Below are 21,246 nucleotides of genomic sequence, written 5' to 3'. Positions count from 1 at the left end.
AATGATCCCAAATCCATTAAAGTCTATATACCTTTTAAGCAACTATCCCTATAAAGATCACCTACTAGTAAATATTATACATTAATTTTATAAAATGGAAATATCTTTTAGTCAATTGTTATTTTAATAAAGTTTGGTACAAGTATTACACAAAATAAAACATTTTTTGGATATCACCCCACTGAAGAATATGATACAATGACAATTGATTGTTTTTTTGAAAAGAGGGGAATCCATTGAAGCGGGAACTTGTTTTGCGCTGGCTTTTTTATTTTGTCGGATTGATTGTTTTGTCTTTCGGGGTTTCTCTTACGATTGAAGGGAAAGTGCTCGGCATCGGTCCTTGGGATGCGTTTCACTACGGGCTGTATATGCTTTTGGGCCTTACGGTCGGCCAATGGGCGATTATTGTCGGGGCGGTCATCGTAGGTTTAACGTCCTTATTTACAAAAGCATGGCCGAAAATCGGCGCCGTGCTCAATATGCTGTTAATCGGTATTTTTATAGATTTCTTTACTTATATTCTTCCAGACCCGGAAACGTATATTTCAAGCACTGTCGTATTCGTGATCGGCGTTATTTTTATCGGTTACGGAGTCGGCATTTATGTATCGGCCGATCTCGGTGCGGGTCCGCGTGACTCCCTGATGCTTTTGATTTCCGAGAAAACGGGCTGGAACGTTCAGTGGGTCCGAAACGGAATGGAGCTGACGATTTTATTGATCGGCTGGCTGCTCGGCGGGCCGATCGGCATCGGTACTGTTTTAACCGCCATTTTAACCGGCCTGATTTTGCGGTTTTCTTTGCCGCAGTCCAAACAGCTTTTAAAAGCAGCAATGGCAGGAAGGCGCATCAGAGCTGCCAAGCCTGTACATATGTCGCTGAAAAAAAACGGATGAGCGTTTCATCCGTTTTTCTAGTTCAGGATTATTTCTGCTTACCACCGGTATCCAAATTTCGGTGATATGATCTTGCGCCATAATATCCCCGTCCTCAGGATAGGCTTCAAATTGCGGCTCGTTCGCCAGTTCATAGCCAGTCGCCGGAAAACATTCTGAGAAGATCCTTTCCCATGTGGCTTGACCAGCCGGATTGACGGGGCCGATGGCCTCAAAGACGGCCCAAGTTGCGGCGGGAATCGTTTTTTCGACACAGCCGGCAGGCGTGTAAGCGGTATTTTTTTCAAAAATTGAACGTATCGGGTTGATCGTTAAAATCCATGCAGACGCCAAGGAAGCCAAGCGGGCCGATGTGCGGTTTTAAAGAATCGGTAAAGCCGTTGTGATTTAATTCGTTCCAAAAAGCCGGAATATCCTTTTTGTTTTGACCATCCTTGACCGTAACCTCCAACGCTTTGCCGATCACCTGAAACGGTTCTTTTTCAACAATCTTGTAATCCATATCCTCCACTCCCTTTATTTGAATATGAAAGGATAGACGTGGAAATGCCCTGAGCGTCCGCCTTTTTCTCGGGCCTGTGAAGGGCTGATGCCGTGAAGGCGGCTGAAGGCCTCCCGATAATGATTCCGGTGTGCTGTAGCCGTATTTAAAAGCAGCATCAACCACTTGCAGTCAGCTCCTGCGCGGCGGCTGTCAGCCTTCTTTTCCGAATGTAATCGGCAAAGGTGACACCCGTCAGCATGTAGATCATCCGCTGATAATGAAATTTCGAACAATATGCGATTTTGGCGATGTCTTCGTGTTTCAGCGGCTGATCCAGTGCTTTTCAATATAATCGATGTTTTTCAGCCAAACGATTCAGAATGTCCATTGCTTCCGCGCCTCTCGTTTACAACGATACTTCATGCCAATCAGAAACTCCTGCCATTCCGTGCGCTGTTGTGACAGGAGCCAAACAGCCATTTAACGGCTTCCGGAAAACGCTTCGCAAACCGCTCAAGCCGATGTGAGCCACCTTCATCAATGACAAATTTCAGTTCTTTTTCGGAGGCGGCGCTTTCTGTTAACAGGCTGAAGGCTTCCTTTGTCCTCGGTATCATCTCTTTCTGCAGATTATCCCTGTCTGTCCCTTCCGTGCTTCCGACATCCATATAAATGCGCAGATGCTTATTCTCAAAGCGGTTATTCTTCATAAACTCGGTTATTCCTTCAAACCAGAAAGAACCTGACAAAGATCCGATTTTTCCAAAGGTCTCCGATGCTAGAAAAGCTGTGTAAACCGAGATCAACCCTCCGAACGACTTTCCGATGATTCCTGTTTGTTCACGGCTCGGATTTGTTCGGTAGTGCCGGTCGATATGAGGCTTGAGCCGATTGGCCAAAAAAGCGGCATATTCGTTGCCCTTCCCGCCGTACTCCCGTTTATTCGGCAGCAAATGCCGCTTGGGAAAAGGCGTGTATTCGCTTTCCCTGTCTTTTGGAGCCACTCCGACCAGCAGCAATTCCGGCACTTCCTGACTCGAAAACAGCTTTTCGATTGAGCGCAGACTGTTGCTGTATGCCGGATCGAATAAATCTCCCAGGTCATGGACGTATAGAACGGGATAGCGGTTTTCACCGCTCCCGTATGAAGGAGGAAGATAGATCAAAAGCTCCCTCCCGAAGCATGTATCTTTTATCAATGTTCCGTCTATCATGTTCATTACTCCATTCTGCACAAGTATCATGCCTATCTTTCCTGCTGTCTGTTTGCTAAAATGAAAGCAGAAAAATATCATGTGAAGAGGTTGCGTTTGATGAAGATTTACGCCGTTTATATGGATCAGCTGCCGGAAGCCGGTCAATTTAACCGAATGATGGCCATGGTGTCTGAAGAAAAGCGAAAAAAAGTGGGCAGATACAGATATCCCGAAGATGCCAGCCGGACGCTGATCGGAGAAGTGCTGGCGAGGCACATCATCAGCGAAACGTTTCATTTGCCGAATGAGCAGATCCGTTTTACAGAAGGAAGGTACGGCAAACCGGCTGCTGAAGGTCTGAACGACTTTCATTTCAACATTTCCCACTCCGGAAAATGGATCGTGTGCGGAGCCGGCGCGCAGCCGATCGGAGTGGATGTCGAAAAGATCAAGCCGATCAATTTCGACATTGCCAAACGGTTTTTTTCACCTTCCGAGCACGATGATCTCATGGAAAAGGACGAATCAGAACGCCTGTCGTATTTCTATCATTTGTGGACGATGAAAGAAAGCTTTATTAAACAGGCGGGAAAAGGCCTGTCTCTGCCGCTTGATTCCTTCTCCGTCAAACTGAACGAACAGGGGCGAGCTTCGGTGGAAACTCCCCCCGGCTATCCGCCTTGCTATATACAAGCCTATGAAATTGACCCCGGCTATAAAATGGCGGTGTGTTCCGCCGCACCTGAATTTCCCGGCCGGATTGTGATGAAAAGCTGCGCTGAACTGTCAATGCTTTAAAAAGTCCCGCCCTAAAAATAAGCGGTTTCCACCGCTTGCCGCAACCGCTCGATGCCGCTGCGGATGTCCTCTTCCTTCACATTGGACGTATTGATTTTCAATAGATTTCTTTTTGGAAAAGCCGGCATATAATGAGCGTTGACCGGTTCGAGCAGGACGTCCCGTTTTTGTAGGCTTTTAATCAGACGGGATGCCGGGATCGTCCGGTCCAATTCAATATGGGTGTGGATAGCCGGCTGTGCGGGAGGATGAAATTCAAACACATCCCCTAGAGACGCGGAACATTCTTTTAGCAGATCATGCAGAAGGCATGATCTTTTTTGATAGGAAGAACGGATCTTTTGCTTATGCTTTTCAAACATCCCGCTCTTCAAATAGATCTCCAAAGCGGCCTGAGACAGCATGGAACTGTCAATGTCGAGCAGCTGTTTGTACCGGTTGAACACAATTGTCAGAGAATCGGGCAGCACGGCGGCTCCGACCCGCAGACCCGGAAAAATAATCTTTGAGAAACTTTTCAAATAAATAACGTGGGAAGAAATGTCATAGTAATGTAACGGATCCGCCTTTTTATCATTCTCCAAATCTCCTAAAAAATCATCCTCGGCAATATAGACGTCATATTTCTCCGCCAGCTTGACGATGGCCGTTTTTTCCCGTTCCGTGTAGGATGTCCCGAGCGGATTGTGGAATCTCGGCATCGTATAAAAAAATTTGATATCTTCGGTTTGAAAGATGCGCTCCAGCTCGTCCATATCGATGCCTTCGGCGGTTCTCTCGATGCCGACCGCGGGGATGCCGTGAACTTCAAGGTATTTAATCAATAAATGATAGCTCGGCTGTTCGATCAGAACTTTCCGCTTCCGGTTTGGAAAAGGCATTGAAGCGAGCAAGGCGAGGGCCTGCTGGACGCCTGATGTAATAAATATGTGTTCCTCTTTTGCAAACACCTGGCTGTTTGCGAGCTCTTTCTGAACGGCTTGGATTAACGACGGCAGACCTTTCGGCGTCCCATAAATAAACAGATCGTTTTTGTATGTATCGATGGCTTTATTGATGCAATGCTGAAAATCGATGTATGGAAAAACATCCGGATCAGGAGCGGATGCTGCGAAATCGATTACAGCCTTTCCGGAGTTGGGCCGCTGATTCGTTTTTTTCACGACGTAATAGCCGCTTTTCGGCACTGAATAGATGAGGTGCCGTCTTTCCAGCTCGTTCAACGCCCTGATGACCGTGCTTTTGCTTACCTTGAAACGTATGGCCAGCGCGCGGATGGAAGGCAGCCTGTCCCCTTCCTGAAAGGATTTGTCTTCGATCATATCCTCCAATTCGTTCATCAGTGCGACATATTTGTGCATGTTCGTCTCCTTCGCCAATCTGTAACGGTACAGATTCCGTTTTTTTGTATTGTATCAGATTTCGCTTCCGTATAAGATGACAGAAGCCGGTAAAATATCTGTATTGCATGCATACTTTAACGGAGATGATCGACTTTGAACAAATCTGCTTATGCGGCAGCTTTGCTCTATGCTTTTATCATTGGATTTTCCTTTTTCTTTGTCAAATTGGCTCTCACTGCAGCGAGTCCGGTCGACATTCTGGCCCATCGCTTTACGGTCGCTTTTTTGGCTGCGCTTATTCCCCTTCTGCTCGGATGGGTGAAGATCGCCATCAGCATAAAAGACGCACTGAAAGTGCTGCCTTTAGCATTATTTTACCCTGTCATGTTTTTTGCTTTTCAAGTTTTCGGGCTCGTCTACACGTCTTCGTCTGAAGCCGGAATCATTCAAGCGGCGATCCCGATTTTCACCATGATATTCGCCGCTTATTTTTTAAATGAGCGGTTTACGAAACGGCAATTCTTTTTTACCGTCTTGTCAGCGGCGGGGGTGGCCTGCATCTTTATGATGAAAAGTGCAGGCACCGGAAGTTCCGATTTAAGAGGGGCGGCGCTGATTTTGCTTTCGGCGCTTTCATCGGCGGGCTACAGCGTGCTCGCCAGAAAGATGACGCGAACCTTCAGCTCGCTTGAATTAACATATGTCACAACGGGAGCGGGATTTCTTTTTTTCAACGGCATCGCCGGAATCAGCCATATGTCAGACGGCACGCTGAGCGGATTTTTTGCCCCCTTCACTGATCCGGTGTTTGTTCTTTCGGTATTGTATTTAGGCGTGTTGTCATCGTTTGCGACATCATTTTTATCAAATTATGCACTGTCAAAAATAGAAGCTGCGAAAATCAGCATGTTTAATCACTTGGCGACACTGGTGACGATTTTGGCGGGGATTATATGGCTGGGAGAATCACTCGAATGGTTTCACTTCGCCGGAACGGGGATGATCATTGCCGGAATTATTGGGGCGACGATGGTTCGGCGGGAAAATCGGCTGAAAAAAAGCTGAAAAAACGGAAAATCGGCAGCTGCAGCACACCGATTTTCCGCTTTCTTTACATTGTCGGAACAGCCGTACTGCGGCTGGCCGCGGCAATCGTTTTCAACTTGGCGGCTACTTGTTCCGTTTCTGATAAAAGATACATATGTCCGCCTTTGAAATAGTGGAAATCGATCGTATTCGCCCACTTTTTCCAGCCAAGCGCATCCCTCATGCATTTCTCATCGCGGTCTCCGTTCAGAATATGCACAGGCGATCTAAGCGGCGTATGATCGGTATGGCAGAACGTCTCAAGCGCTCTGTAGTCCGCTCTGAACGAAGGCAGGAAAAAGTTCATCATTTCCCTGTGCTCTGCCAGTTCTTTGGGTATTCCGCCAAGCTGAATGAGATGGTCGAGAAATGCGTCATCCTTTTGGTGAGACACCTTTTGCCGCTGAATATGGGGCGGCTGTATCGCTGATATCACAGCGGCTGCCGGAAAGATCCCTTCTTGTTCAAGCTTTTGCGCCAGCCTGTAAACAACCATGCCGCCCATACTGTGGCCGAACAGCACGAATTGAGAGGAAAGCCGCGGCTTAAGCGCCGCTATATACAAATCGGCGAGCTTTTCCAAATTGTCGACAAGCGCCATTCGATTTGTGCCGTGTCCAGGCGGTTCGATCGCCAGCATATCAAAATCTGTTTTTAAATGTTCGTGAAGCGGTCTGAATGATGCCGAATATCCCCCGGCAAACGGGAAACAGATCAACTGCATACCGCTTGCCGGCGCTCCAAACTGCTTAATGATCTCGTTCATGCATCATGCACCTCCGATTACAGCGGCACGTTCGCCCAAAATCTGTCTGATGAGATCTGCGTTGCTTTTAACAAAGCCGTCCGCAAGCATTTCATCATGTCTTCCAGCGCCTTGATATTCATCATATGAAGACTCCGTTCCTTCTTTCCACAACGAAAGCCATGCCGGGAGCGGTTTTGCGTGCTCTGATTTGATCAAATGAATCTCCGAGCTGACCGTTCCTTGATGGACAAGATTGACAAAGTAAGAATAATAGGCTGTCATCTTTTTAGCGATGCCATCGGCAACCGTCTTGATTTTCATATATTCATTGTCCTTGTTGGCTTCCATCAAGGCGGCCGTATCGGCTTCAATTGACCGCCCTTCTAAATCGCTGACATCGTTCTTCATATATGAGTCGATCATCAGCAGCTTTTCGACCTTCCGTCCGTTCTTTTCGAGCGCTTGCGCCACTTCAAAGGCAAGTCCGCAGCCGGCTGAATAGCCGATCAATGTCAGCGGCCCTTCAGGCTGAAGGTCGGAGATGGCTTCTGCATAGCGCACAGCGCGGTCATCGCTTTCTATAAAGTCGAACGCGTGAATCCTGTATTCCGGCATTTGTTCGGCCAGCTTGCCGTACATGATGCCGTATCCGAGGACAGGCGGGAAAGCGAACAAATGGCGGGTGCTTGCCTGATTGAAGACGGTTTTTTTCACTTCATCCACATGGCCGCCTTGGTCGATATAAGCCGCGAGGCCCTCGATTGTGGGCATTTCAAACAACACATTCACCGGAACATCGATTGCGAGATCTTTCAGCATCCGGGAGGCGACGGCCATGGCTTTCAATGAATGTCCCCCGATTTCAAAAAAGTTCTCGTCTATTCCGATCTGCTGTCTGCCGAGAACCTCAGACCAAATCACTGCAAGCTTTTCTTCCGTAGCATTGCGGGGTGCACGGCGCTCTGTTGAATTCGGCCGGCCATCGGCTTCAGGGAGAAGGCGTCGGTTGACTTTTCCGTTAGCGGTAAGCGGCAGCTCTTCAAGCATGATATACGCAGCCGGCACCATGTAAGCCGGTAGCCTCCGCGCCAATTGGCGGCGAACCTCCTCGTTTGCAACCTCAGTTCCCTGCACCGGGACGACATAAGCGGTGAGCGCCGCATCCCCGTTCCCGCTTTTCCTGGCGGTTACAACGGCTTCCTTTACGCCTTGGCAGCGCATCAGCTGCTCTTCGATTTCACCGAGCTCAATCCGGTGTCCGCGGATTTTCACTTGATCATCGATCCGCCCGATGAAGTCGATATTGCCGTCCGGCAGCCAGCGGGCCAGATCTCCCGTCCTGTACATCGTTTCACCGCTGTTAAACGGATGCGGCGCGAATTTTTCCGCAGTCAGTTCCGGCCTGTTCAAATAGCCGCGCGATACTCCTGTACCGCTCAGACACAATTCACCCACCGCTCCAATCGGCTGAAGCCGGTTATTTTCCGTCAGGATGTATGCATTCGTTTCGTTTATCGGCTTGCCGATCGGAATGGAAACCGCGCTGTCTTCCATACGGTTGACCGGATAGAACGTCGCGAAGACGGTCGTTTCCGTCGGCCCGTATACATGGATGATCCTGTCCGGTCCCATGGCAGCAAATGCTTTCTTGACATGGCTGACAGATGAGCGCTCTCCGCCGAACAGGACTTTGCGAATCCCTTTCATCCACCCTGTTCCCGCATCAACCAGCAAGTTGAACAGCGCCGTTGTCACAAACATGACTGTGATGTTTTCCTTCTGAATCGCTTCTGTCAGCTTGCCGATATGGAGAATCGTCGCCTGATCGGCCACCACCAGCTTTGCTCCGTTTAACAGCGCGCCGTACAGATCAAATGTGAAGCCGTCAAACGCATAGTTTGAAAGGGACAGCAAGGTGTCTTTCTCGGAAAGGCTGATGTAGTTTGGCTCTTTTACAACCCTTGTAATATTGGCATGTGTCGTCAGATTGCCTTTCGGTTTTCCCGTTGTGCCAGACGTATACATAATATAAGCAAGGTCGTCCGGCTCGGCGGCGATTTCGAGGTTTCTCCCGCTTTCTGCAGACACAGCAGGATCGTCGATCAGGATCGTATGCTTATGAAAAGAAAGCGACGCCGCCCGGCCGGCAAGCTCTTCCTGTGTCAGCATGCAAACAGCCCCGCTGTCTTCCAGCATATACTGAATCCGTGCTTCAGGATATTCCGGGTCAATCGGCAGATAGGCGCCCCCTGCTTTTAAGACGGCGAGTATCGCGATGACCATTTCCGGCGAACGGCGGAACAAAAGGGCGACGGGCTCGCCGCGGCCGACGTTCTTTTTGCGCAAAAGGTGCGCGACCTTGTTCGCCTTTTCGTTCAATTCCCGATATGTCAGCGTCCGCCCGGCCGCTGATACCGCGGGCTTTTCCGGGAGCGCTTCAGCGTATTGCTCAAACCATTGGGGAATCGTCAGGCCGATTTGCTTCCGTTGGACTTGACCGTTAAATTCATGGAGAAGTCGCTCTTTTTCCTTTTTGGAAACGACACAAATGTCGTCAAGCGGCTGCTCCGGATCTCTGATGACCTCGCGAATGGCTGTCAAAAGCTGTTCTTTTAACCGCAAGATGAAAGATGGTTCGAATATATTCCGGTTGTATGCAAGTTTCAGCATCATTTCTTCACCCGGTGAAGCAAGCAAATTCAGATCATAATTCGATTTTTCAAAAACGCTGATCTCGTCCATTGTGAAGCCGAGATTTTTTTCTTTCTGCTGTTTATTGGCTTCTTGCAGCGGGTAATTTTCAAAAACGATAATATGGTCGATTAAGTTCGGCGCTGCTATATGACTTTGAATTTCATAGAGCGGCACATATTGATGCGGTTCAGCTTCGAGCGCCTGCTTCTGCAAATCAGCGACCAGCTCCGTAAAGGTCGTTTGCGGGCCAAAGGTCGCCCGTTTCGGGACGACATTGATAAACAAACCGACCATGTGCTCGACACCTTGAATGTCAGCGGGGCGGCCTGAAACAACTGTACCGAAGATCAGATCGCGGGATCGCTGATAGCGGCTGAGCAGCACCGACCACACCGCCTGAAGCGCCGTGCTCAACGTGGTATGATGCGCTTTTGCTAGCTGTGTGAACGCTTCTGTATCTTCTTTTGGAAGTGTAAACAGCAGTTCTTCCGGCTGATTGCCGGCTTGCTCCGGGTTTTTCCGCTGTTCGCTGAATGTCGTCTGCCCTTCGAATCCGGCTAAATGATGTTCCCAGTAGACCAGCGATTTTTGTTTGTCCTGGCTTTCGAGCCATTTAATATATTCTTTGTAAGGTCTGACAGGCCCGAGGCTGTATGGCCTGTTTTCACGGAGCGCGTTGTATACTTCGAACAGCTCCTGTACGACAATGCCGAAGCACCATCCGTCAAGCAGAATATGATGATAGCTCCACACCCATTCGTAACGATCCTGCCCCTTCTTAAAAACCGCCGTTCTCATCGGAATGTCTTTTGAGAGGTTAAATCCTTTTTCTTTATCTTTTCGTTTATAATCTTCAATTCTCTCATTTTGTTCTGCTTCAGAAAGTCCTGATAGATCAATTTCTTCTGCCTGAAATGACCTTTCCTTTAAAACGACTTGAACCGGACGTTTCATTTTTTCATGAACGAAAACGGTTCGGAATATATCATACCTGCCGATGATGACATTCATGCTTTTTTCCAATACATCCTTTTGAAAAGAGCCTTTCACCTGCATGCTGATTTGTTCAATATAAAAGCCTTGCCCCGGATGCAGCAGCGTATGAAACAGCATCCCTTCCTGCATCGGTGACAAATAGTATATGTCTTGGACATGTTCTTTTTTAAACTGGCTCAAGATCGTATCCCCCTTTCATAGGCTCGCCCGCTTGACAAGCGGGCAAGTCCTCGGTGGTTATTTCAAGTTTTCTTCAAGAACGTCAAACAGGTCGCCCATTTCTTCCATCTCAAGATCGCCGGCAGAAAAATCACTCGGTGTAAATTCGCGTTCTTCTTTAGCTGTACAATGGTCGATCAATGCTGTCAGGAAAGCTTTGAATCTGTCCATGAGCTCCTGTATGGTCTGCCTGTCATATTCCTCTGTATTGAATGAACATGACAAGATGAATTTTTCCTTGCTGATGATGCCGCTGAAGCTCAGTGCATAGAGTGCTTCAGACCTTTCAGAGACCTGTCTTCCCATATCATAAGGAGAAGGCCCAAAGAAGCCGGTCTGCACCTCCCTGTCGATCTGTCCCAGGTAGTTAAAGCTGATGTCAGGCTTGATCGAGAAAATTGCACCGGCTTTTTTCCGGTCTGTTAAGTAGCGAAGGATGCCGTAGCCGATTCCTTTGTCAGGAATGCGCCGGAGGGTTTCTTTGACGTTTTTAATGGTCTCAGGCAACCCTGCCGCTGCTTGGCTTTTTAAAACAACTGGATATTGTGCGGTAAACCACCCCGTCGTTCTCGAAATGTTCATCCCTGGAATGATTTCCTCCCTGCCGTGGCCTTCCATATTGATGCAAATATTGGAGCCGTTCGTCCATTCCCTGATCGTCAGGCTGAGAGCGGAAAGCAGGATATCGTTGATATCCGTTCCATACGGCTCATGCACTTTCGTCAGCAGCAGACGAGTCTCCGCTTCGCTTAATTCAAACTTAACAGCAGAGGTGTTTTCCGCTTTTCTTTCTGCGGCAGCACGATCTTTCGGCAGCTCACAAATACGCTCTTGTTCAAGTCTGCGCCAATAATCGGCCGTTTTAAGGAAGCGTTCGGTTTGCGCATAAGCCTCAAGCGCTTCGGCCCAGTCTTTAAACGAATTGGTTTTATCAGGGAAAACAACATCATGCTGCTGTGCGGCCTGCGAATAGCCTGATGCAAAGTCTTCCAGCAGAATCCGCCATGACACGCCGTCGATCACCAAATGGTGAATGACGATCAGCAAATGGTCGCCTTCCGCAGTCTGATACTGTTCAGCCTTTACAAGCGGCCCGTTTTCAAGATCAAGGCTTGCCTGAAGGCGGTTTGCTTGAGCGGCTATTTCCGTTTCAATGTCGGTGACATATCGCAGGTCAACCACTCGAAAGGCGAACGAACGGTCATCCGGCCCGCGGTTATATTGAATGAGGCGGCCGTTATTCTTTTGATACACCATGCGAAGTGCATCATGATGCTCTGTCAATGCCGCCAATGTCTGTTCGACGAGCTCCGGGTCAAACCCTGAAGGGGCGTGAAGCATGACCGACTGATTCCAGTGATGCTCGTTCGTAAATTTCCGTTCGAAGAACCAGCGCTGGATCGGCGTCAGTGTGACTTCGCCTTCGACAGGGCCTTGATCGATCGGTTTAGCGTCAGCGGCTTGAACATAAGAACTGAGCTCCCCGATCGTCGGGTGCTGAAACAAGTCCTTCATCTCCAGCTTCCACCCGTGCTGCTGAAGCCGGCTTGCCATTTGAATTCCTTTGATCGAGTCCCCGCCGAGCGCGAAGAAATTGTCCGTGACTCCGATTCGGTCTATGCCGAGAACATCCTGCCAAATGTCTGCCAACAGCTGTTCCGTTTCTGTGCGCGGCGCTTTGTATTCAGCTGTCTGCGCTTCGACGTCAGGCTGAGGCAGCGCCCTTCGGTCGACTTTTCCGTTCGCCGTAACCGGAAGCTCATCAAGCTGCACCCAATACGCCGGTACCATGTAGTCCGGAAGCGTCTGCCCCAGCTTACGGGCGAGGCTTTCTGTATCAAGCTGTTCGTCCGCAACGACATAGCCGCACAGCGCTTTGTTGCCGTAGGCGTCTTCGATGTCGGTGACGACTGCTTCCTGAACTTCAGAGAGCCGCGCGAGCTGGACTTCAATTTCAGAAAGCTCGATCCGGAAGCCGCGGATTTTCACCTGCTGGTCGATCCGGCCGATGTACTCAAGCCGCCCGTCTTCCAGCCATTTGACCGCATCCCCTGTCCGGTACATGCGCTCGCCCGGCACAAACGGGTCTTCCGTAAAACGCTTCGCCGTTTCCTCCGGCTTGTTCAGATAGCCGCGCGCAAGCCCGCGGCCGGCGATGCACAGCTCGCCAGCGACGCCGACAGGCTGAACTTCGTTGTTTTGTCCAAGCACATACGCCCGCGTATTGGCAATCGGCTTTCCGATCGAAAGCATGCCTTCATCAGGATCGATTGCTGTGCTCGTCGCAACGACTGTGTTTTCCGTCGGCCCATAGTTGTTGACGAGCGTGTAGTTCCGTTTTTCGATCCGCTTCAGCTTGTCTCCGCCAGTAAGCAGCACGCGCAGCGACTGGTTGTCGAGCTCCATGAACTGTTCGCACAGCTGTGTCGGCAGGAACGTGATCGTAATCCCGTTCTCTTCGAAATATTCATTCAAACGCGTAATGTCCATCCGGATCGCTTCATCGATGATATGAAGCTCCGCTCCGGCGATCCAGTACGGGAACATCTCCCAGACGGAAGCGTCAAAGCCGAAGCCGGCATATTTCGCGCTTTTGTCCTGTTCGGTGACCGTGAATGCATCGTTATGCCAATAGCACAAGTTCACGAGCGATTGATGTTCGACCATGACGCCTTTCGGCTGGCCTGTCGTGCCCGATGTGTAAATCAAGTATGCCAGGTTGTTTGGCTGTGTACCTGCCTGCGGGTTCACTTCATCATCATTTGTGATTTCTTCGCTCAGCATCGAATCGAGAAGAAGCGTTTCACCGCTGAATTCTTCAGGTACGGCTAAGTTTGTTTGCGTCAGAAGCAGTTCTGCACCGCTGTCTTTCAGTACGTATCCGATCCGCTCGGCCGGATAGCCGGGATCGATCGGTACATAGGCCGCTCCCGCTTTCAAAATCGCAAGTACGCCGGCCGCCATTTCCAGCGAAGGCTTCACCATGATTCCGACCCGCTGCTCAGGACCGGCCCCTTTTTCGATCAGCAGCCGGGCCAGACGGTTGGCGCGCGCATTCAGCTCTTTGTACGTCCACTGCACGCCGTTGTACACCGCTGCCCCGCGGTCAGGCGTGCGGAGGACTTGCGCTTCGAACAGCTCATGGACTGTTTTGTTCTGCGGCACGTCGAGAACTGTTTCGTTCCATTCGTACAAGATCCGCCGTTTATCGGCTTCATCCAGAAGCGAAAGGTCTGAAAGGCTTGCATCCGGGTTTTCGGCAATCGCTTCGAGCAGGTTAAGCAAATATCCGCTCCAGCGTTCAATCGTTTGTTTTTTAAATAAATCTGTTGCATATTCGAACTGAAGACCGATTTCATCATCTTTTTCAAAAGCCCCCAGTGTCAGGTCGAACTTGGCAGCGGCATGTGAAGTCTCATACGGCTTGATTATCAGACCGTCTAAATCGAGCGTTTCTTTATCAGGATCTTCCGTTGTCAGCATGACATTGAACAGCGGATTCCGGCTCATATCGCGCGGCAAATCAAGCTTGGCAATCAGCTCTTCAAACGGATAGTCCTGATGGTCGAGGGCTGCGAGGCTGTTGTTTTTCACCTCTTCCAAAAACCCGCTGAATGATGCTTGATCAGGTACATGGTTTTTCAGCGCCAACGAGTTGACGAACATCCCCGGCACGTCTTTCAAATCAGCATTCGTTCTGCCCGCTGCCGCTGAGCCGACGACAATATCCTTTTGGCCGGCAAGACGGCTTAAAAACAGATTAAAAACGGCGAGCATTACAATATTCAGCGTCGTGTTCGTTTTCGCCATCAAACGGCGGATTTTAAGGGCGGTGCCTTTTGATACTTTAAAGTGAACCCGGTCCCCGGCAAAGCTTTGGACAGGAGGACGCGGAAAGTCGAGCGGAAGGCTGAGTTCCGGAACGGTTTCCTTAAACTGCCGGAGCCAGAAGTCTTCCTGTTTCCGAATGTTTTCTTGCTGGTCAGGTTGTTGCTGCCACACCGCATAATCTTTATAATGCAGCTTCGGTTCAGGGAGCGAAGCGCCTTTATAAAGCTGTGCAATTTCTTTGACGAAAAGGCTTCTGGAAACGCCGTCCGCAATAATATGATGCGTATCAATCAAAAGCAGATGGCGCGCAGAGCTGATGGAGAGCAGCTCGGCTCTGATCAGCGGAGCGGTGCTGAGATCAAATGGTCTGATAAAGCGGTTGATCTGTGCTTCTGCGTCCTCTTCATGAATATGAATAACCTTTAAGTCAATGTCCGCTTTTTCATGCACAATTTGAACGGTGCGGCCATCGATTTCAACGAATGCGGTCCGCAATGATTCATGGCGGTTCACCAAGTCTGCGAATGCCCGTCTTAAGCGATCCGTATCAAGTACGCCTTCCAGCATGAGAACAGACGGCATGTTGTAGCCCGTTCCGTTCTTTTCAATATGATGGAGGGCATACATCCGTTGCTGAGCGGATGAAACGGGATACCAGTCGCGTTTTTCGGCAGGCTGAATCCCGCTTTGTTCTGCCTGTCCATCGGCTTCGATACTGCGGGCGAGCAAGCCGGCTGTCGGACAATCGAACAACGTTTTTAACGGTACTTTTTTTCCGAGCTTGGATTGGATTTCCGCTGTCAGCATCATTCCTTTTAATGAATGTCCGCCAAGATCGAAGAAATTGTCGTCAAGTCCGACCGGCCGAACGCCAAGCACCTCCTCCCAAATGCCGCAGAGGGCTTTTTCAAATTCGGTTGACGGCGCTCTATATGAATCGCTTTGACCACTTAGACCTTGCGGCTCCGGCAGCGCGCTGCGGTCCACTTTTCCGTTCGCCGCAAGCGGCATTTTATCCACCGTTACGAAATATGACGGGATCATGTACGACGGAAGCCGCTCAGAAAGACGCTCTCTCATTTCGGAAACCGGCAGCTGTCGTTTCGCTTGAATATAAGCGCACAGTTCGTCTAGCCCTGAGTCAGCCGTAAATGAAAGAACGACCGCTCTCTCTATATGTTCAAGTCCAATGAAGGCCTCTTCAATTTCTTTCAATTCGATTCTGTAGCCGCGGATTTTCACCTGATCATCCGTCCGCCCTAAAAATTCAATCTCCCCATTCGGAAGACGGCGGACGAGATCCCCCGTCCGGTACATGAATGTGCCCGGTGTGTAAGGATTTTCGATAAACTTCGCAGCCGTAAGTTCCCGGTTGTTCACATATCCTCTTGCAAGCCCGCTTCCCGTAATATACAGCTCGCCTGCCGCTCCCGCGGGAACAAGCCGGCGGGAAGCGTCCAATACCAGTGCTCCGGCGCCCGAAATCGGCCGTCCAATCGTCGGGCGCTCGGCGAATTGCCGGATCATGCCCGGTTCGACCGGTTTAGCGATGGCACCGATCGTCGTTTCCGTCGGCCCGTAATGATTGATGAACCGGGTGTCCGGATAGCGGGAATGGAACCGTTCGACATCTTTCGGATTGATTTTTTCTCCCCCTAGTACAATCAGTCTCAATGACTGAAGCCCCTTTGCCAAAGCGAAGCTTTGCGGCTGAACGACCGTATGGAACAGCGACGGCGTCAGCTTGATATATGTGATCCCTTGTTCACCGATATAATGAATAAATGTCTCCGGTTCTGTATACGTTTCTTTCCGGACGATATGGAGCTCTCCTCCGGCGAGCAGCACCGGGAAAAGGCTCGTGTAGCCGAGATCGAACGCATAGGAAGACAAAAGCATCGTTTTATCCGAAGCTGACAGGCGCGCCTCACTGATAAACCAGGAAACATAGTTTGCCAGATTGCGGTGTTCCAGCTGAACGCCTTTCGGCTGACCCGTCGTTCCGGATGTATAGATGATGTACGCCAGACTCGCCCCGTCATGGATTAGATGCGGTCGTTTTTTGCTTGCCATCAGCGTGTCGTTTCTCACATCTATCAATCTCCCGTTATACCAATCTGCGAGAGCAGCTTGATGGGAATGTTCTGTTAAGAGCCAGCGGGCTTTGCTGTCTTCCAGCATATATTGAATCCTGCTCGTCGGCATTTCCGGATCAATCGGCAAAAAAGCGCCCCCTGATTTCATTACGCCGAGAATTGCCGCGGCGACCTCTGCAGAACGATCCAGCATAATGCCGACAACGTCGTCTTTTCCGATGCCTTCACTTCGCAGCACATTTGCAATTTGATTTGCTCTTTCATCTAGCCCGCGGTATGTGAGGATTGTTTCCCCGCAGACAACAGCCGGCTGATCAGGCATTTCGGCCGCCTTTTCTTCAAACCGTACATGAAACGGCCGCTCCTCTAGGCGTTCTGCCCGGCTGCGCCTCACTTCTTCCAGGAGAAGTCCGCGCTCTTTGTCTGAAAGCAGTTCGATGTCCCGGAGCTTAATGCCGGGATTTTCGCAGATTGTTTTAATCACATTTAAGAAGTGGCCGCTCCAGCGCCTGATCGTTTCTTCTTTAAATAAGGATACGGCATAGTCAAAGCTCAAACCGATTTCCCCATCATGCTCCACGGCCTCAAGCGACAGATCAAACTTCGCTGTGCGATGGCGCACCGAGTAAGACGAAATCTGCAAATCTCCGAGTTTCAGCGTCGGGATTTCCATGTTCTGCATGTTGAAAAAGACGCTGAACAGCGGATTCCGGCTTGTATCCCGCGGCAATGGCAGTTTTTCAATCAGTTCTTCAAGCGGATAGTCCTGCTTGGCAAAGCCCTGAAGACTTGTCTCTTTGACTTCCTGCAAAAATTCCTTAAACGTTTTTTCCCCTTCGGGACGATTCCGGAGCGCCAGCGTATTGACAAACATGCCCGGAATGTTGTGCAGATCCGGATGGGTTCTGCCGGCCACAGGCGATCCGACGATTAAATCTTCCTGAGACGCATACTTGGACAGCAAAATATTAAACGCGGCCAACAGGAACATATAAAGTGTCGCATCGGCTTCAGAAAGCAGCTTTTGAACGTCTGCCGTCAGTTTTCGATTGATTCCAAAGACGACACGGTCGCCTTCAAAGCTGCGTTTTGAAGGCCGCGGAAAATCGTACGGCAGATCGAGAACAGGCAGCTCGCCTTTGAAAATATCGAGCCAATACTGTTCCTGTTCTTTCAATTTCTCCTGATGCTCCGGCCCGTTTTGCCACACAGCGAAATCCTTATAGTGGAGCTTAGGAGCAGGCGCCTCTTCACCGTGGTAGAAGCTGGCCAAGTCGCGAATCAATATGCCGGTGGAGCTTCCGTCCGTAATAATGTGGTGCATATCGATCATCAGCAGATGGCGCTTTTCTTCAAGCTTTACGAGTTCCGCCCGGACGAGCGGCGCCTTATTCAGCTGAAACGGCCGGATAAACCCTCTGATCGCCGCTTCGGCTTCCGCTTCATCCGCCACTGATTCCGTCAGGTGAAAAACTGCGTCTTGATGGATGGTTTGAACGATTTCTCCATCGATTAATTCGAACGATGTCCGCAATGTTTCATGGCGGCTGATCAAGGCCCGAAACGCGTCTTCCAGACGCTCCTTATCCAATTCGCCTTCCAGAAGCAGAACCGCCGGCACATTGTAGCTCGTGCTTGCTTCTTCGAGCTGATTGAGGATGTACATGCGCCGTTGGGCGGATGACACCGGATAATTCGCACGGGACGGCGCCGGCGCAATCGGAGCGGTTTTCTCTTTCGTTTCCCCTTGAAGAAATTCGGCCAGCTCTCTGATCGTCGGTTTTTCAAACAATACTTTGATCGGCACTTCTTTTTGGAGCTGCTCTTGTATTTTGGCTGTCAGCATCATCGCCTTCAGCGAGTGTCCGCCGATGGAAAAGAAGTTGTCATCGATTCCCGGCTGCTTGATGCCGAGAATCTCTTCCCAGATTGCCGCCAGAATTTTCTCCGTTTCATTTTTCGGCGCTTCGAATCTGTCAGTCTCTTCAGCGATAGGAGCCGGCAGCTGCCGTTTGTCAACCTTTCCGTTGGCTGTCAGCGGCATGCTGTCGAGTTCGATCAAATGAGCCGGAATCATATACTCCGGAAGCGACCGGGACAGCTCTGTCCGCAGCTGTGCGGCCGGCCTCGCGCCAACTGCAGTGTAGTAGGCGCAAATCTCGGTTTCTCCGGTATTGTTTTCCCGAATGACAGCAGCCGCTTCTGAAATTCCCTCAAGGCGGGCCAAAGCCGCTTCAACCTCGCCTAATTCGATCCGGAAGCCGCGAACCTTCACTTGATGATCGATCCGCCCGAGAAATTCGATATTCCCGTCGGGAAGCCATTTTGCCAAGTCGCCCGTGCGGTACATCCGCTTCCCTTCGGCAAAAGGATCGCCGACAAACTTTTCATCTGTCAGCTCAGGCTGGTTCAAGTAGCCGCGGGCCACCCCGTCTCCGCCGACACACAGCTCGCCGGGCACGCCGATCGGCTGAAGCGCGCCGTGTTCATCAACGATATAGGCGGTTGAATTTCCGATCGGCTTTCCAATCGGGATCGTTCTCTCATATGCTTGATCGATGAAAAAACACGTCGAAAATGTTGTATTTTCAGTAGGTCCGTATCCATTCCAAAGCGAGAGTTCCGGCGATTCGCGTTTAACTCTGTTGACGATTCCAGGAACAAGGGCATCTCCGCCGATAATCAGATCATTTAGGGTTGCAAACATTCCCGGATCCTGCTGGGCGAGCTGATTAAAAAGAGGCGAAGTCAGCCACATTGTTGTGATTCCGGTCTCTTCCAGGAACACTCTGAACCGCTTTCCATCAAGGAGCGTCTCTTTCGGGACGGGATAAAGGGTTCCCCCGTTTAGCAGTGCGCCGAACACTTCAAATGTACTGGCGTCAAAGCTGACAGCCCCCGTCTGCGCCATCTTCACGTCGCTCTTCAGCGGGATGTAGCCCGCATTTTTGACAAGGCGGACGATATTGCGGTGTTCGACCATCACGCCCTTCGGCTTGCCCGTCGATCCGGATGTATAAATGTAATAGGCAAGATCTCCGGGTTTGTTGGCATGTACAAGGTTGGCGGCATCTTCTTTTTCTGCATCCACCGCATTTGCGGCGAGTACCTCATACCCTTCCAGCGAAATCTGCGGGCTGTCTTTTGTAAGGACGATCTTTGCTCCGCTGTCTTCGAGCAAGAAGCGAATCCGCTCTTCAGGATATCCGGGATCGATCGGTACGTACACGCCTCCTGCTTTCAGTACCGCCAGCATGCTGACGGCTGCTTCAAGCGACCGCTCCATCATAATGGCGGCGGCATTTCCGTGCATCAAGCCTCTTGCTTTCAGCCTTCTCGCGAGCTGATTGGCTTTCTCATTCAGCCTGCGGTAAGTCAGGCTTCTTCCGTCAGCGGCAACAGCCGTTTTGTCAGGAGACGCTTCAACCTGTTCTTCAAACAGCTCCGGAATCGTCTTTTCTCTTGGATAACCGGTTTTCGTTTGATTAAAAGCGAGCAGCGTTTGTTGCTCCTGTTTTGATAACATGTCGGCGCTGCCTGCTTTTGATTCGGGATTTGCAATCGCCTCTTCTGCAAGTCTCGTTAAATGTCCGGCGGCCTGCTCAATGAAAGCCGCGTCAAAAGCCGCGCCGTTGTATTTCAATTTGATCGTCCACTCCGCTCCCGGATAAACGATCAAGTTAAAGTCGTAATTCGTTTGTTCAAAAGCTCCGGCAGCCTTGATGGAAAAGCCGAGCCGCTCATGGATCGTTCCGTTTTCAAGCTCTTTATCAAGCGGATAGTTCTCAAACGCGACAAGGTGGCTGATCAAGCGGCCGGCCAATGCCGATTGCTTCTGAATCTCATATAGCGGGAGATAGTCGTACCGTTCCGCGTCAATTGCATGCTGCTGTGCTTGTTTAAACAGCTCTGCAAACGATGCGTTTTTATCGATCTTTAAACGGACGGGGATCGTGTTGATGAACAGCCCTGCCATATGTTCGATTCCGTCAATTTCCGACGGGCGCCCGGACACCACTGTGCCGAACACCACATCATCTGTTCTGTTATATTTGGCAAGCACTGCTCCCCAAATCGCCTGAAAAAGGTTGGGAGCTGTGACATGATAGCGGTTTGCCGTCTTTAGAAAAGCATCCACCATGTCTTTGTCCCAAACGAACGTGAACTCCTCGTTCCGGTACGATCCTGAATCCGGCTGCGTTTTTCCGCCGGGAATGACGCTTGGGCTTTCTAAACCCGAAAGGCGGTGTTCCCAGTAGGATGCCGCTTCATCCTTATCCTGCCGGCCGAGCCATTTAATATAGTCCGCATAAGGTTTTCCCTGATCAAGCGTAACCGTCCGGTTTGCTCGAAACGCTTCATAGTTTTGAAAAAGGCGTTTCATCAATATCCCCATGCTCCAGCCGTCCATCACGATATGATGGTTGCTCCAGACGAGATGGTGCTTTTTCCGGTCAAGCCGAAAGACCGCCGTTTTAAAAAGCATGTCTTTCGCCAAATTAAACCCGGCCGCCTGTACATCTTGTTTATACTGGTCAATGCGGGTTTTTTGCCTTCCTTCATCCAAGTCCGCAAGATCCTCAAATTCCACTATTGCCTGCCGTTCAGCCAGGACAACCTGGCGCGGTTTTTGCAATTGCTGATGAACAAAAACCGTTCTGAGAATATCGTATGAACGCACGAGCTGATTCACGCTTTTTTCAAAGATCCCCAAATCAAATTCCCCGTCTATGACAAGCTCCAGCTGTGTGAAGTAAGAGGAAGATTCCGGATCAAGCATTGCGTGGTACAGCATTCCTTCCTGCATCGGTGTCAAAGGATACACCTTTTGAATCTTTTCTTTCCCCATAAGGCAC

The 21,246-nt window shown here is 50.2% G+C and carries 10 protein-coding genes; 3 read left to right on the top strand and 7 right to left on the bottom strand.

Features of this window, described 5'->3' with window-relative positions; genetic code table 11:
• The first annotated feature begins 236 nt into the window (after positions 1 to 236).
• Positions 237 to 899, top strand: a complete 663-nt coding sequence (locus MKY62_RS02070; RefSeq protein WP_003178846.1) for a YitT family protein — start codon at positions 237 to 239, stop codon at positions 897 to 899.
• Here the strand turns inward: MKY62_RS02070 and MKY62_RS02065 are convergent.
• The 3 genes from MKY62_RS02065 to MKY62_RS02055 form a co-directional block, all read right to left on the bottom strand.
• Positions 825 to 1,232, bottom strand: coding sequence for a GyrI-like domain-containing protein (locus MKY62_RS02065; RefSeq protein WP_074788389.1), 408 nt, complete (start codon positions 1,230 to 1,232; stop codon positions 825 to 827). The genes MKY62_RS02070 and MKY62_RS02065 overlap by 75 nt on opposite strands.
• Complete coding sequence (locus MKY62_RS02060; protein WP_254001790.1) at positions 1,183 to 1,401, bottom strand: GyrI-like domain-containing protein; 219 nt, start codon at positions 1,399 to 1,401, stop codon at positions 1,183 to 1,185. Before MKY62_RS02060 ends, MKY62_RS02065 begins: the two co-directional genes overlap by 50 nt.
• A gap of 410 nt (positions 1,402 to 1,811) precedes the next feature.
• Positions 1,812 to 2,597, bottom strand: a complete 786-nt coding sequence (locus MKY62_RS02055; RefSeq protein ID WP_009330220.1) for an alpha/beta hydrolase-fold protein — start codon at positions 2,595 to 2,597, stop codon at positions 1,812 to 1,814.
• A gap of 99 nt (positions 2,598 to 2,696) precedes the next feature.
• Here MKY62_RS02055 and MKY62_RS02050 point away from each other — a divergent pair, with 99 nt between their 5' ends.
• Positions 2,697 to 3,377, top strand: a complete 681-nt coding sequence (locus MKY62_RS02050; protein WP_003178843.1) for a 4'-phosphopantetheinyl transferase superfamily protein — start codon at positions 2,697 to 2,699, stop codon at positions 3,375 to 3,377.
• A gap of 11 nt (positions 3,378 to 3,388) precedes the next feature.
• Here MKY62_RS02050 and MKY62_RS02045 read toward each other — a convergent pair whose 3' ends face one another.
• On the bottom strand, positions 3,389 to 4,738 hold the full coding sequence (locus MKY62_RS02045; RefSeq protein WP_003178841.1) for a PLP-dependent aminotransferase family protein: 1,350 nt from the start codon (positions 4,736 to 4,738) through the stop codon (positions 3,389 to 3,391).
• Between the two features lie 135 nt (positions 4,739 to 4,873).
• Here MKY62_RS02045 and MKY62_RS02040 point away from each other — a divergent pair, with 135 nt between their 5' ends.
• Positions 4,874 to 5,785: a DMT family transporter gene (locus tag MKY62_RS02040; RefSeq protein WP_003178840.1), complete on the top strand. Its 912-nt coding sequence runs from the start codon at positions 4,874 to 4,876 to the stop codon at positions 5,783 to 5,785.
• 46 nt (positions 5,786 to 5,831) lie between these two features.
• Here MKY62_RS02040 and licTE read toward each other — a convergent pair whose 3' ends face one another.
• Genes licTE through licB form a run of 3 tightly spaced genes read right to left on the bottom strand, consistent with a single transcriptional unit; the run spans position 5,832 to position 21,239 of the window.
• A complete protein-coding gene (gene licTE, locus MKY62_RS02035; RefSeq protein WP_003178838.1) occupies positions 5,832 to 6,572 on the bottom strand; it encodes a lichenysin biosynthesis thioesterase LicTE in 741 nt (246 codons plus the stop codon).
• Positions 6,573 to 6,575: 3 nt separating this feature from the next.
• Positions 6,576 to 10,424, bottom strand: coding sequence for a lichenysin non-ribosomal peptide synthetase LicC (gene licC, locus MKY62_RS02030; protein WP_339613902.1), 3,849 nt, complete (start codon positions 10,422 to 10,424; stop codon positions 6,576 to 6,578).
• A 57-nt stretch (positions 10,425 to 10,481) separates the two neighbouring features.
• The gene (licB, locus tag MKY62_RS02025) at positions 10,482 to 21,239 is read right to left on the bottom strand and encodes a lichenysin non-ribosomal peptide synthetase LicB (RefSeq protein WP_339613901.1); all 10,758 of its coding nucleotides are present in this window, start codon (positions 21,237 to 21,239) and stop codon (positions 10,482 to 10,484) included.
• Between the last annotated feature and the right edge of the window lie 7 nt (positions 21,240 to 21,246).

Source organism: Bacillus sp. FSL R7-0646 (genome assembly GCF_037969865.1).
GTDB classification, from domain to species: domain Bacteria; phylum Bacillota; class Bacilli; order Bacillales; family Bacillaceae; genus Bacillus; species Bacillus licheniformis.
The sequence above is the reverse complement of the archived record's forward strand: the minus strand, read 5'-3'. Positions and strand labels throughout refer to the sequence as shown.